Annotated in this window: 12 protein-coding genes; 1 reads left to right on the top strand and 11 read right to left on the bottom strand. The window is 64.0% G+C overall.

The genetic code is table 11. The annotated features are described in order from the left end of the window. Nucleotides 1–24: 24 nt before the first annotated feature. Nucleotides 25–1,659, bottom strand: coding sequence for a hypothetical protein (locus FHS47_RS08085; RefSeq protein WP_167025439.1), 1,635 nt, complete (start codon nucleotides 1,657–1,659; stop codon nucleotides 25–27). Between the two features lie 512 nt (nucleotides 1,660–2,171). Here FHS47_RS08085 and FHS47_RS08080 point away from each other — a divergent pair. Further along, the gene (locus FHS47_RS08080; protein WP_167025436.1) at nucleotides 2,172–2,504 is read left to right on the top strand and encodes an H-NS histone family protein; all 333 of its coding nucleotides are present in this window, start codon (nucleotides 2,172–2,174) and stop codon (nucleotides 2,502–2,504) included. Between the two features lie 37 nt (nucleotides 2,505–2,541). On the opposite strand, the gene FHS47_RS08075 is transcribed toward FHS47_RS08080, so the two are convergent. The 10 genes from FHS47_RS08075 to FHS47_RS08030 all read right to left on the bottom strand — a co-directional run bounded on the left by FHS47_RS08075 (nucleotide 2,542) and on the right by FHS47_RS08030 (nucleotide 13,936). Beyond that, nucleotides 2,542–3,825 (bottom strand): threonine/serine exporter family protein, encoded by a 1,284-nt coding sequence (locus FHS47_RS08075; RefSeq protein WP_208381852.1) that lies wholly within the window; start codon nucleotides 3,823–3,825, stop codon nucleotides 2,542–2,544. Next, entirely contained in the window at nucleotides 3,818–4,270 is a 453-nt protein-coding gene (locus FHS47_RS08070) for an NfeD family protein (RefSeq protein ID WP_167025433.1), read from the bottom strand. The genes FHS47_RS08075 and FHS47_RS08070 overlap by 8 nt, the downstream gene beginning before the upstream one ends. Before the next feature lies 1 nt (nucleotide 4,271). Then, a complete protein-coding gene (locus tag FHS47_RS08065) occupies nucleotides 4,272–5,234 on the bottom strand; it encodes an SPFH domain-containing protein (protein WP_167025430.1) in 963 nt (320 codons plus the stop codon). Between the two features lie 49 nt (nucleotides 5,235–5,283). Continuing rightward, entirely contained in the window at nucleotides 5,284–6,675 is a 1,392-nt protein-coding gene (locus FHS47_RS08060; protein WP_167025427.1) for an ATP-binding protein, read from the bottom strand. Between the two features lie 13 nt (nucleotides 6,676–6,688). Next, a complete protein-coding gene (locus FHS47_RS08055; protein ID WP_167027795.1) occupies nucleotides 6,689–8,023 on the bottom strand; it encodes a sigma-54 dependent transcriptional regulator in 1,335 nt (444 codons plus the stop codon). Between the two features lie 94 nt (nucleotides 8,024–8,117). Further along, a complete protein-coding gene (locus FHS47_RS08050) occupies nucleotides 8,118–9,335 on the bottom strand; it encodes an FtsX-like permease family protein (RefSeq protein WP_167025424.1) in 1,218 nt (405 codons plus the stop codon). A 1-nt stretch (nucleotide 9,336) separates the two neighbouring features. Next, nucleotides 9,337–10,641 (bottom strand): ABC transporter permease, encoded by a 1,305-nt coding sequence (locus FHS47_RS08045; RefSeq protein WP_167025421.1) that lies wholly within the window; start codon nucleotides 10,639–10,641, stop codon nucleotides 9,337–9,339. A gap of 22 nt (nucleotides 10,642–10,663) precedes the next feature. Then, the gene (locus FHS47_RS08040) at nucleotides 10,664–11,878 is read right to left on the bottom strand and encodes an FtsX-like permease family protein (RefSeq protein ID WP_167025418.1); all 1,215 of its coding nucleotides are present in this window, start codon (nucleotides 11,876–11,878) and stop codon (nucleotides 10,664–10,666) included. A gap of 10 nt (nucleotides 11,879–11,888) precedes the next feature. Then, complete coding sequence (locus tag FHS47_RS08035) at nucleotides 11,889–13,196, bottom strand: ABC transporter permease (RefSeq protein WP_167025415.1); 1,308 nt, start codon at nucleotides 13,194–13,196, stop codon at nucleotides 11,889–11,891. 29 nt (nucleotides 13,197–13,225) lie between these two features. After that, entirely contained in the window at nucleotides 13,226–13,936 is a 711-nt protein-coding gene (locus FHS47_RS08030; protein ID WP_166699264.1) for an ABC transporter ATP-binding protein, read from the bottom strand. Nucleotides 13,937–13,939 lie beyond the last annotated feature (3 nt).

Here is a 13,939-nt window from a genome sequence, read left to right as displayed (position 1 = left end):
GTGGTGGGGGGAAGCACTACGGAATCACCTTGCCAAATAGCGGGAGATTCCGATCAACTGCGACACGGTGGGTCCTTGGTGAACCCCTGACATGGCATTTTCGGGCTGCCAGACAATGTCCCCGAGATTCGAACCTAGAGCTACCCGGCTCGCTTCGGAAAACTCAAAAATGCTTCCAGACAAGAGGTATCGCCCATCCTCATCTATCTGGAGGCCCGTCAGAATCTCGATAACACCTTCCGGTTTCATTTCCGTCACGAGGCCTTCCTCGCCGAAGCTTCGATCAGGCGTTCCATCTGCGTTGAATCGCCTTAAGGTGATCGGGGCTTGGGTTCCGAACACCGTTCCCAACGATACAATCTTCCCGTCCGTCTTTTGAATGGCAACGTTTTGCTCAGAGTTCGCCCTCCCCTCATACGGAAGGAGAAGAGGCTTGCCATCGTTGAAAGACATGTCAAACCCGGAACCATCCGGCTCAACGCGCGCAATCAGTCCGACCTGCGAGCCGATCAACCCTACCGAGCCGACCAGGACGATCTTTCCGTCGTCCTGCACGCCGATCTTGTTTACCTGATTGCCATCGGGGTCACTGGGCAACATGAAGTAAAAATGCCCCCCTACGCCAAAGCTGGGATCCGGGTTACCGTTCGGCTCGTAACGCGACAGCATGGCTCCGTTGCGGCCAAGGCCACTCAACAACAACTTGCCATCGGCAAGCACCGTCACATTCCCAAGTGACGATCCGGGCGGAAACTCGTAGGACACGCCACCAGAACCGAATGTCTTGTCCAACGAGCCGTCAAGCCGCAAACGCAGCAGGCCGTTATCAGACTGCATGCTACCGGGGCCATAGCTTGATCTGATGGCGGCAACGATCTTTCCATCCGGCTGAACGGCCATGCGCCTTGTCTGATCGAAAGAAGTCAGCGGGAGGTCGATCTCGACGACGCCATCGTTGCCGAATGTAGAATCGAGGTCTCCATTCGGAAGAAGGCGGGCGTATATCAGCGTACTGGTGCCGTCGGGCCCCGTCGCATCGCCCGCCAGCAGCAACCTGTCATCCCTCAGTACCAGATGATCGCGAAGGACCCACTCGCGATCCACACCAAGATCCGTTCGCTTTATTCCACTTTCGCCAAAAGCGACATCCAGCGCACCGTCAGGCAAATGTCTTACGAGTGATACGGTGGCGGAGCCGCCGCTTCCGATCGACAGGATCTTTCCATCGGAAAGCAATTGCGAGGAACCGTTGAAGTGATCTTCGACGAACAACCTGACGTGACCGTTATCTCCAAACCTAGGGTCCGGGCTACCGGCATCTTTTCGCGTATCCATCGGCATTCCCTCCATGAATTCAGGAGAGATTTCCTCCTGGGATGGACTGACAGCATAGGTACATGCCTCAGAAGCTGCCAGTCCATCGAGAGCGATGGCATGGCAAGAACGTAACGTGGAATCGGCACTTGCCAAAGAAGTCGTTGAAGTTCCGAGCGCTGTACGGTGGTCGTCTGGTTCGAAAGCGTATCGCTCTTCCATCGCGACGGCGCTCGCAGAGACTACGCCCATGACACCACTCGCTATCACCATCGCGAGACGCTTGCGCGCCTCCCAGAGGCGCCGGCGCCCGTCCTCTCCATCGGCACAAAATACATGTCTCATGACTCTCCCTTCATGTGGTTATAAGCAGTTCGATGCCGTCGCAAGATCGACGACTTGTGCCACCCGATTCAGTCAGATCTGACGCGTAGCGTCTCAATGTACTGACGGTCGCTTGAGGAGAGTGCCACGTTGAAAGCCACGCAATCCACGCGAAAAATCTGAAAAATCCGTCCAACTTCTGAGCCGCTCATGCGGCCCTTTGGAGAGGTCGACGTAGCGTTGGGCGTAGGTTTTTCTTCAGTCCCGGTAGCCGCCAGTGGCGGGCACACCGCATTGAGTTTGGTCACCAACATCCCGAAGAACGACGCATTGCAATAGGTGCCCGAGTTAATCCCTGTAAGTAAATATCTATATAAATGTAGGCAATAGCCAACGCTGGGAGATTGCCGACACCAGCGTATTTCCGGCTGACATAATGGGATTAATTAGGCACAATCGCTACTCGCTCACACGAAGCGAGTCATGGGTCGATGTGACCCATTTTATTACTACCGAAACACGCGGAGTGGCCAATGGCAGTCGATATCAAGAACCTCAACCAGAATCAACTGAACGAGTTGATCGCCAAGGCGCAGGCCCGGCAGAACGAACTGCGCAAGGAGAAAGTCTCCAAGGTTCGCGAAAAAATCAACGCGCTGCTCAAGGCAGAAGGCGTCACACTCGACGATGTATTCGGTAACCGCGCGCCGAAAGCGCGCCGCGTCGGTACCGGCGGCACGGCGCTCGCCGCCAAGTACCGTAATCCCGCCAATCCCGAGCAGACCTGGTCTGGCCGCGGCAAGCGCCCAAACTGGTTCAACGATGCATTGAAGGCCGGCAAGAAAGAAAAAGACCTGCTGGCCTGATCTGTTTCTGTGGGAGCCGTTTCAGCGGCTCCCACATTCACAGGGAACGTCGCGGAGCCACGATGAGGTCGCCGAATAGCAAACCCGCTACGAGCGACACCAGCAGTGTGATGCCCAGCAAGCCGGTGTCCATGCCGAGCGATGCGTCGCGGTCGAGCAGGTAGGACACGCTGCGGAAACTTACCGAGCCAGGCACCAGCAGGATGATGCCCGGCTCCCGCACCACTGCCCCGGGCATGTGTGCGTAACGCGCATAGACATTGCTCAGCGAACTCAGCAGCAGCCCACCAACGAACACGCCGAACGGCGCGCCCGGCAGGGAGCCCGAAATGCTGCCGCCCCACGCGGTGGCAAGGTAACCCAGCACCACCGACGCCATCACCACCGGCCATGTGCGTGGAGCCGCGCGGAACAGGATGGCGAACGAAAACGCGCCGAGGATCAACGACGGCCAGTCGGCCCACGACGGCAACGGCGGCAGCGCGTAGTTGTGCGCCACCACCCCGAGGGCCTCGCAAAGCTGGCTTGCCGCCACGGTACCGAACGTGAGCTTGAGCAACGTGGCAATGGCGCCCCCCATGCGAGCCACGCCCGAGACGAGGTGCTGGCTGGAAATCTCGCGCACCGCCGTAGTAAGCGCCATGCCCGGCAAGAGCACGATGAGGCTGCCGAGGATCACCGACTTCAACGCCAACGGCACGATGTACGCACTGACCACCGTGGCGATGACGGTCGCTACCATGGCACTGATGGCCTCACTTGCGGCGGACAGCTGCGGGCGGCTGGCGGATGCCACCGTGATGAGGCCGATGACGACACCGATGACGCCGGCGGTAACCAGGTCGGGCCACGCGCTGTGCAGCAGCAGTGCGACGACACTCGCCGCGCAAAGCCCGTAACTTGCGATGACGCCCAACTGGGCGCGGAACGTATCCGGCGCGCCGAGCTTACGGAGGAGGTGGAAACCTTCGCGGAGTTCCATCTGGCCGTCGATGACGGCATCGGCAATGCGGTCGGCTTCGCAAAGGCGTGCGAGGTTCACGTCGCCCGGAGGCAGGCGCATCACCTGCGTGACCTGCGCCACGCTCTCTTCGCCCTGCCCCAGATCGGCGAAGGACACGATGATGGCCGTGGGGCTCGACCATACGTCCGCGGACAGGCCAAGCCGTTGCGCTGAACGCCCGATCGCGGTTTCCAGGCGGGGCGCCGTGGTGCCGTACTGGTGCAACCGGCGGGCAAGCTCGGTGAGGAACGCGATACGGGTGTTGATCGCCGTGGTGGCGAAACTCACCGGTACCGTCAGCGGCGCGGGTTCAGCCAATGTCCGCCGCCTTCACGCGCAGCGTGGTGCCGTCGATGCCCACGACCTCCACGGTGGCCCCGAGTGGAAGGTCGGGGCCGGTGACGAGCCAGGTGCCGTCGCCGACCTTCGCCTTGCCGCGGCCGTTCTGGATGGCTTCGCACAGCACGTAGCGCTGCCCGATCAATTGCTCGCCGCGTCGGTTGAGACGCTCGTTCCCGGGCGGCACACGGTCCAGCCGCGGCCGCACCAGTTTCCAGTAGGCAAAGCAGGACACGAAGGCGAACGCGGCGAAGACGATCGCCTGCGCCAGCGAGCCCATGTCGGGCACGATGAGGAGCACGACACCCATGGCGGCGGCCGCGATGCCGATCCACAACATGAAGTAGCCGGGCAGGATCACTTCGCCGCCGATGAGCAGCAGCGCGACGATCCACCAGAGATAGTGAGTGGCCACCTGTTCCATGTCAGCGCGGAAGTGGCGGCGTGCGGGAAGGAGCCGCATCGGGCGACGGCCGCTGCTGGGCGGCGAACGAATCCTTTGCGAGTTCGGCGATGCCGGCAAGCGAGCCGAGGATGCCGGAAGCTTCCATCGGCAACATCAGCATTTTCTGGTTCGGCGACTTCGCCATTTCCTTCAGCGCCTCCACGTAATTGTTGGCGACGAAGTAGTTCAACGCGTTGACGTCGCCGCCCGCGATGGCCTGCGACACCATGGTGGTGGCCTTGGCTTCGGCCTCGGCGAGGCGCTCACGTGCCTCCGCCTCGCGGAATGCGGCTTCTTTCTTGCCCTCGGCCTCGAGGATGGCGGACTGTTTCTCGCCGTCGGCCTTGAGGATGGCCGCCTGGCGGAAGCCTTCGGCATCCAGGATGTTCGCGCGTTTCTCACGCTCGGCTTTCATCTGCCGGGCCATGGCGTCGACGAGGTCGCGCGGCGGCGAGATGTCCTTGATTTCGATGCGGGTGACCTTGACGCCCCAGGGATGCGTGGCCTCGTCCACCACGCCCAGCAGCTTCGCATTGATGGCGTCGCGCTGGCTCAGGCTTTCGTCGAGGTCCATGGAGCCGAGGACGGTGCGGATGTTCGTCATGATGAGCGCGAGCGCCGCGGCCTCGAGGTTCGCGACCTCGTAGGCGGCCTTGGCGGCGTCGAGTACCTGGTAGAACACCACGCCGTCGACGCGGACCACCGCGTTGTCCTTGGTGATGACGTCCTGCGAGGGGACGTCGAGCACCTGCTCCATCATGTTCATCTTGCGACCGATCGCATAAACGAACGGAATGAGGAAGTGCAGCCCGGGCGTGAGCGTGCCCGTGTACTTGCCGAACATCTCGACCGTCCATTCGTAGCCTTGCGGCACGATGCGAATGAGCTTGGCGAGTACGATGACGGCGACGACGACCACCACCAGTGCAACGATGCTTCCCATGGCTGGCTTCCCTCTCCCGGTGTGATTCCCGGAGTATAGGCGATGGAGCTCAGGCCGAAACGACAGGGAGGACCAGGGTCACGCGCAGGCCGCCGCCATCGCGGTTGGACAGCGCGATGCGCCCTCCATGCGCTTCCGAAATTTCGCGTGCCAGGGCCAAGCCCAGGCCCGTGCCCGATCGCTTGGTGGAGTAGAAAGGCAGCAGTGCCTGGGCCAGCACGGTCTCGCTCATGCCCGGGCCGCGGTCGGCCACCTCGATCAGCATGTCGCGGCCCACGTGGTGCACGGCGAGAGTCACTTCGTCCGGATCGCCGCCGGCTTCGTGCGCGTTCTTGATCAGGTTGATCAGCACCTGCTCCACCTGGGTCGGATCGAACCACCCTTGCTGCTTCGGCAGCGGTGCCGCGAGGCGGAAACTGGCATGCAACGCCAGTGCATCGAGGAAGGACTCCCAGTCGATCGCCCGGGCCTGCGGTGCAGGTAGCTTGGCGAAGCTGGCATAGCCGGAGATGAAACTGTGCAGGTGCTTCGCCCGGTCGCCAATCGAGGCGAACACGCCCGGCAGGCGTTCGAGGTCGCCTCGCCGCGCCAGTTCCGCGCCGGAATGGGAAAGGGAAGAGATGGGCGCCAGCGAATTGTTCAGTTCGTGGCTGATCACGCGGATAACGCGCTTCCAGGTATGCACTTCCTGGCGCGAGAGTTCGCGCGTCATGCGCCGGTACAACTGCAAGCGGTGCGGCTTGCCCTGAAGCCGGAACCCCCGTTGGGAGAGGTGGAAGGTTTCCTCGCTGCCCTCCATTTCCACCGAGAAAAGGGCGTCTTCCCCACTCTTCGCGGCCTCGCGCAGGCTTTCCGGCATGTCGCCAAGCACCTCGTCGAAGTCCAGCCCGGCCAGCGTGCGGCCCTCGTTGAACAGGTGGCGCGCGGCAATGTTGGCGTAGGTGACCTTGCCCGCACGATCGGTGAGGACCAGCGCCACGGGCGTGTTCTGCACTACGGTGTCCAGCAGCAGTTCGCGCTGGGCGATGTGCTGCCGCTGGTCGCGCAGAGTCTGGCCCAGGGCGTTGTGCATGCGGATCAGGTCGCCTAGTTCGTCCCGCCGCGTAGTGCCGATGGACATGCTGAAGTCGCCGTCGCGGTAACTGGCCACCGCGCTCTCCAGAGCCCGCATCAGCCGTCGCAGCGGCTCCACCAGGGCGTGCGCCACCCATGCCGACAGGGGCAGCAGCACGATGAGGCAGATCACCATGGCGGTGCCTGCGTCGAAAGTCTCCAGCGGTGGGGCCGGCGGAAGCTTCCCGGCTTTGTCCGGCACGGTGCGTATCCAGACGAGCAACTGCGGGAACGGCCAGATCGACACGCCGGCGAACACCAGGGCGCCGACGATGGCAGAACAGGCGACGATCAGGGTCATCCGTCCTTCGAGCGAGAGAGTCTTCATGGCGCCGAACGTATCAGACCGCCAGGCCGTAGCGCTCCATGCGCCTGTAAAGCGCCTGTCGTGAAAGGCCCAGGGTGCTGGCCGCCCGGCTCACCACGCCACCGGCGGAAGCGAGGGCGGCTTCGACCGATTCGCGGCTGGGTTCGTCGAGGTTCCTTGCTACATGCGGTGCGGGAGGCGGCAGGGCGAGGTGTGCCGGCTCGATGCGCCCATCGCCGGCGAGCAACGCGGCACGCGCGATGGCGTTCTTCAGTTCCCGCACGTTGCCCGGCCAGGAATGGGCCAGCAGGGCCTCGCGCGCGTCTTCGGAAAGCGTGGCCTTCCCGTCGAGGAAGAATTCGGCCAACGGCAGGATGTCGTCCGTACGCTCCGAGAGCGGCGGCAGGTTCACGTCGATCACGTTGAGGCGGTAATAGAGGTCTTCGCGGAAGGTGCCCGCGGCGATCATCGCCTTGAGATCGGCATTGGTGGCGCTGACGACGCGCACCTTGGCCTGGCGCGTGCGCCCCGACCCCAGGCGTTCGAACTGGCCGGTTTCCAGCACGCGCAGCAGTTTCATCTGGCCCGGCAGAGGCAGGTTGCCGATCTCGTCCAGGAACAGCGTGCCGCCGTCGGCCATTTCGAAGCGGCCTTCCCGCGCCTTGTTGGCCCCGGTATAGGCACCGGCCTCGGCACCGAACAGCTCCGCTTCGATCAGTTCGCCCGGTAAGGCACCGCAATTCACCGCCACGAAAGGACCGCGCCGAACGGCGGAGTTCGCATGCACGATGGCGGCGATGCGCTCCTTGCCGGCTCCGTTCGGCCCCGTGATGAGCACGGGCACATCCGAGCGCGCCACCTGGCAGGCCAGTTCGATCGTGCGGCTCATGGCTTCGGAGGCGAACACCAGGCCGTCGAGGTCGTAGCGACTTTCCAGCGCCTCCTTGCGGCGGCGGCGCTCCACGCGGGCGCGAGTCACCTCGCGGGTGGATTCGGAGAGTTCGAGCAGGTTTTCCACCGTGGCAAGCAGCTTGGTGTCGTCCCACGGTTTGGCCAGGTAATCGGCCGCCCCCGCCTTCACCAGTTCCACAGCCGCCTCGAGGTGCGTCCACGCGGTGAGGAGGATCACGGGAAGGTCGGAATACCGCGCCCGGATCGCCTTGAACAGGGCCGCGCCCTCCTCCCCGGAGGTGGTGTCGGCGGTGAAGTTCATATCCTGGATGACGACATCCACCCGCTCTCGGGCCAACGTCGCCAGGCCGTCATCCGGCGTGAGCGCCACCAACGGGTGGATGTCGCGCAGGCTCAGGGCGAGCGAAAGGGCTTCACCCACCGCGGGGTTGTCGTCGATGATCAGTACGCAGCGCATCTGGTTTCTTCGCATGCAGCCATGGATGCCTCCCCCGGCGAAAAGGTTGCTATCCCGCCGGCACCTCGTCCCATTCTAGGGACACTTCGAACATTTATCCGCGCGTGGCTACGACAGGCGGCACCGAGGCCGCCCGCAGGGCGGGGGCCAGCACCGCCGCCTGCCCCAAACCCCAAAGCACGATCGCCCCCACCGGCAGGTAGGTCCACGGGAGCCTGGGCAATTCGTACTGGCGCATCAGCAGCACGTTGATCCCATAGGCCAGCGCCATGCCCAGGGCGATACCCATGCTGGCCAGCAGGAAGTTCTCGGTCTGGAAGTAGCGCAGGATCGCCGTCCGGCTCGCCCCGAGGGCCCGGCGCACGCCGATCTGGCGACGGCGCTGGGCAACCCAGAAGCTCGCCAATCCCACGATGCCCAAAGCGGTCACCACCAGCAGGGCCACCGACACCGCCGCGAGCAGCACCGTCATCGCGCGGTCGTTGGCGAAGTAACGGCCGCGGATGTCCGAATACAGCCGTGCCTCCACGATCACGCGCCGGGGTTCCACCCTCTTTAGCGCGGCAACGGCGTCCTTGAGCACATGGGCCGCCTCGCCGTGCCGTGCGCGCACGAAGTAGCCGCCGCCATAGGCCGGAACCATCCGCCACGGCATCATCAGGGTGTTGTTCACGTCCTCGCGCGCGCCCACCCGCGCGGCCGGCAGGCGCTCCAGGACGCCCACGACCCGCACCGGTTCCCCGCCGACGAACACTTCCTTGCCTATCGCCGACTCGCCCGGGAACAGCCGGTTCGCCAGGTCGCTGGTCATCATCGCCACGTGGCTGCTCGTCGCCTTCCCGGCAACGAGGTCGTCCACCCACGCGTATTCCTGCGGGCGGAACAGCCGCCCCCCCACGAGACGGGTACCCAGGGTTTCCACGAGCGATTCGCCGTAGAACATCGCCACGGTCGCGCTGGGCGACTGTTGCGACCTGTCCAGCTTCAGCCCTGAATTCCACGCGTTGCCGCCGAACGGCAGCGAATTGCCCACAGTGACCGCCTGCGCGCCCGGAATGGCGCGCAGCGCCGCCAGGTCCGCCTCCACCCGGGCATGCAGGTCGCGGCGCGGCCCGATGTCAGACACGATGATCCGCATCAGATCGCCCTCGGCGATGCCGCTGGGTGTCAGCATCCAACTCACGCGGTCGCCGATCAGGAAGACGGCGTTGCAGACGATGGCGCACGTCAGCGCGATCTGGAGGACCAGCAACGTGGCGGTAAGCCGATGCCTGCGCAGCGTCGAAACGATGGGACGAACGTCTGTCAGCATGTCACTGGCTCTTCAATTGCAGCGCCGGCGCGATGCGACAGGTGCGCCAGGCCGGAATCAGGCCCGCGGCGATGGCCGCGGCAATGGAAATGACGAAAGTGGTACCGAGCATGGTGAGGTCGAGGTGCGCAAGCTCGGCCGAAGCGCCTGGCTGCATGCGTACCATCGCGAGCCCGAGCACGGCCAGGCCCAACCCGCCGATGCCGCCCGCCAGGCCAATGACGGCGGCCTCGACGAGCAACTGCGCGAACACGCTGCGTCGCGACGCGCCCAGGGCACGACGCACGCCCACCTCGCCTGCGCGACGCATGAATTTCGCCAGCATCAGGCCCACGGTGTTGACGAGGCAGACCGCGAAGAACCCCAACGCAAGCCACACCTGGAGCTTGACGTCGCTCGGCACCACGCGCTGCTGGTCGAGGAACTGCATGACGTTCGGCAACGCGGAAACCGCCGGCCGCTCGAAGCGGCCGAGCGCCACCTGCTGGTGCACGTAGCCGTCCAGGAACCGTCGATACGACGCGACGGCGGCCGGATCGTCCAATTGCACCCAGAATTGCAACCAGACGCAGTTGGCCGTTTCCATGTTCGCCTCGTCGGACGACTTGTTTCCCCAGCACTCGATGCTGCCGTTGCGCTTGAGCTTCGCGGCGCGAGCGGTGCCCAGCGGAACGTATACCTCTTCGCCCACGCTGTAGTTGCCCGAGTTCAGATCGTAGAAATGCGGCACCGCACGCCACGGCGCCAGCACGCCGACGACGCGCAGATCCACGTCGTCGACATGCAAGGTTCGCCCGACGCTGTTCTCGCCGCGGAAAAGGCGATCGTTGAGTTCGGCACCGATGACCGCCACGCGCGTACGCGACTCGTCGTCGGCCGCCGTCCAGCCCTGGCCGTAACGGAAGGGCACGCCGAACATCGCAAAGAAGTCGGCCGTTGTGTACCTGGCAGGCACGATGAACGGATCGATGGCGAGGTCGTCGGACTGCACCGGCGTGGATCCCGCCGCCATCAACGCCTGCCTGCGGGCGCGTGCGGCATGAAGCAGGTTCATGCCGTCCGCCCACGTGACCTGGGTCGGCAATTCGTCTGGATGATCGTCACGTTCCTTGTCGCGCGGGTCCATCTGCGGCATGAACACCGATGCGCTGCGACCGGGCAGCGGATCGCCCGAGAGTACGTGCAAGACGGTGAGCGTGGTGATGCTCGCTCCAATGCCAAGCGCCACGGCGAGAATCATGAGCGCCGTGAGCGCCTTGCTTCGCCGCAGGCTCCGCACGGCGAGTTCCACGTAGTAACCGAACATCCAGATTCCTCAACTGCCGCCGTCAGACACTTCGGGTGGCTTCGACGGGGGAAACTCTCGAGGCACGCAGGGCCGGCGCGAATACCGCGGCCTGCCCCAAACCCAGGAGCACGACCACGCCGACGAGCACGTAAGTGAAGGACAGACGCTGCATCTCGAACTGCGTGAGCATCCACTGGTTCATGCCCAGCGCCAGGATCACCCCCACCACGACACCCGCCAGCGCAATCAGGAAGTTCTCGGTCATGAAATAACCGAGGATGTCGCTCTTGCGGGCGCCGAGGGCACGCCGTACGCCGATCTGCTTGCGACGCTGGCCCACCCAGAAACTCGACAGGCCCACGATGCCGGCGGCCGTGATCGCAAGCAGCACGCCGCAGACGATGCTCATCAGCACGGCCATGCCCCGGTCTGCCTCGTAGGCGGCGGAGCGCACCATCCCGAACGTGCGCACGCCGTTCTTCTCCGGCAGCACGCGCATGCGGTTCACTCCGTAAAGCGTGCTGGCGACGGATTTGAACACGGCGTCCTGCTGGCCCGGCTTGGTGCGCAGGACGAAATGCTGGTAGCTGCTGTCGAACAGCAGGGGCATGATGGTCACGTTGTCGATGAAGTCTGTATCGATCCAGGGGACGGTGAGCTTCTCAACGATGCCGATGATCGTGGAGGGGCGCCCCTTGATGTAATACACGGTCTTGCCGAGTGCATTGCCGTCCGGAAACATCTTGTCCGCGAAGGCCTTGGTGACGATGACCTGCGGTGGCGCGGGCTGCTGGTCGCGAGTGAACGACGTGATCTCGCCGGGAGTGAAATTGCGTCCGGCAATCAGCTTCACACCCAGGGTCGCCAGCGCATGCTCATCGCCGAAGTAGAGAGCACTCTGCACGCCGTTCTTTCCGTCGTCGGCATTCCGTTGGGCGGTCGTCGACCAGCCGCCCCGGCGAAGCGGAAACGAATTGGTCACATAGGCGTCTTCCACGCCGGGCATGGAGCGAAGCGCCTGAAGATCGGTCTTCATCAGCGGCAGATAGGTGCCCGGCGAGCCTACGTAGAGGTTCTGTACGGCAATGACGTTGGCCTCGTTCATGCCGGTGGTGCGGCGCACGCGCTCGACGCGCTCGTGCACGATGAACAGCGCATTGCAAACGATGGCGAGCGTCAGCGCGATCTGCAACGCGATAAGGATGGTACCCGCCTTGTGCCGGCGGAGCGCTGCGAGGATGGGTCTGATTTGCATGGCGCTACCCTCAGTTTGATTTCAGCTGCCACGCCGGCTGCACCTGGGCGGCGCGCCACGTGGGATAGAACGCGGCCACGACCGAGGCAGTGATCGCCACCACCAGGGTGAGCAGCATCAGGGTCGGATCCAGCGTGGCGAGCCGTGCGATATCCTCGGGGAACACGAGCCCCACACCCAGGACGCCAAGGCCGGTCAGCAGCAATCCCAACACACCGCCCGCGATACCGATCGTTCCCGCCTCGATGAGGAACTGTGCATAGATGTCGAGACGCGAGGCACCCAGCGCGCGGCGCACGCCGATTTCCGGTGCGCGGCGCATGAACTTGGCCAGCAGCAGGCCAATGGTGTTGACCAGGCAGATGACGAGGAAGCCGAGCGATACCAGAAGCGAAACCTGTGACTCGCGGGGCACGACCTTCTGCACCGACAACCAGTCCATGACGTTGCGCAGGCGAACGTTCGGTGCCCAGCTGAAGCGACCGGAGCGCTGCATCTCCGCCGCATAACCGCTTAGGTATTCGCGGTAGGACTGCGCCTCGGACTTGCTGGGCAGCTCCGTCCACAACGACAGCCAGATGCACTCGGAGCGCAGGTAGTTATCCCAACCCTCGCCCGGATCCTTGACGCAGTTGTTGTTGCCGTTGTTCGGCAACCTCAGGTCCACCGCCCGGTTGAAGGGTACGTACACCGAGGCCCCCTCGTCGAATCCGGAGGTGTTCGGCACGTCGAAGAACAGCGGCTGCGGCGCCCAGTCCTCGATGACGCCGGTGATCCGGAACAGGTGCCCGTCGAGGTTGATCTGCTTGCCCACGCTCTGGCCACCGTTGAACAGCTTGTCGTTGAGCGACTTGCTGATGACGGCCACATCGGCATGCTTCTCGTCGTCGTCAAGGCTCCAGGCCCGCCCTTGCAGGAAGGGCACATCGAACATCGGGAAGAAATCCGCACCGGTGGCGTAGGCCCCCTGGCGCACGGGCAGGCGCGAAGGATCCTCGGGGATGACCGACACGCCGATCGGGTAGGTGACCGTCTGACGCTTCGCCTTGTGCGCGCGCAGCAGCGCCGTCGCGTCCTTGTAGCTCAGTGCCGGCGGAGGCTCGCCCTCCTTGGTGTTCTCCGGCCCCCAATTGTCGAGCTGCACGTTGTACAGCACGTCGGACTTCTGCGGGATCGGATCGCGCGACGTGGCGCGGAAGACCGAATAGGTGGTCATCGATGCCGCCACGCCGAAGCCGATGGCCATCACCATGAGTGCGGTGAGCATCGGGTTGCGCCGCAGGCTGCGCAGGCCGAGTTGAAGGTAGTAACTGAACATGGGAGCCCCCGAGGATGGATCAGCTTCGATCAGGAATGCGCGGTATGCGCATGCGCGTGGAAGCGCGGCTCTTCCGCCAGGTCCACCACCTGGCCGTCGATCACGTGCACGTTGCGCTGCGCGCGTGCTGCCAGTTCCGGATCATGGGTGACCATGACGATGGTGGCACCCTCGCGATGGATCTCTTCCAGGAGTTCCATCACCCCACGGGCCATCTGCGTGTCGAGGTTGCCGGTAGGTTCGTCCGCGAGGAGCAGGCGGGGGGAACCTGCAAGCGCACGGGCGATGGCCACGCGCTGCTGCTGGCCGCCCGACAGTTCCGCCGGATAGTGCTTCGCGCGCGAGGCCAGGCCCACGCGCTCCAGCGCATCCATGATCCGCTGCTTGCGTTCGGCGGCCTTCATGCCGCGGTAACGCAGCGGCACCTCGACGTTGTCGAAGACGTTGAGATCGGGAATGAGGTTGAAGGCCTGGAAGATGAAGCCGATCTTCTCGTTGCGGATGCGCGAACGGGCGTTGTCGTCCAGCTGGCTCACTTCCACCCCGTCGAGGTGGTAGTGGCCACCGGTGAAGGTTTCCAGAAGGCCGGCGATGGTGAGGAAGGTGGTCTTGCCCGAACCCGAGGGACCGGTCACGGCGACGAACTCGCCTTCCTTCACGTCGATGTTGAAGTCGCGCAAGGCGTAGGTCTCGACGACTTCCGTGCGGTAGACCTTGGCGAGATGGGTCATCTTGAGCATGGT

This window comes from Luteibacter sp. SG786 (assembly GCF_011759605.1).
Classification (GTDB): Bacteria; Pseudomonadota; Gammaproteobacteria; order Xanthomonadales; family Rhodanobacteraceae; genus Luteibacter.
Note: the sequence above shows the minus strand (reverse complement) of the source record. Positions and strands in the feature narration are given on the sequence as shown.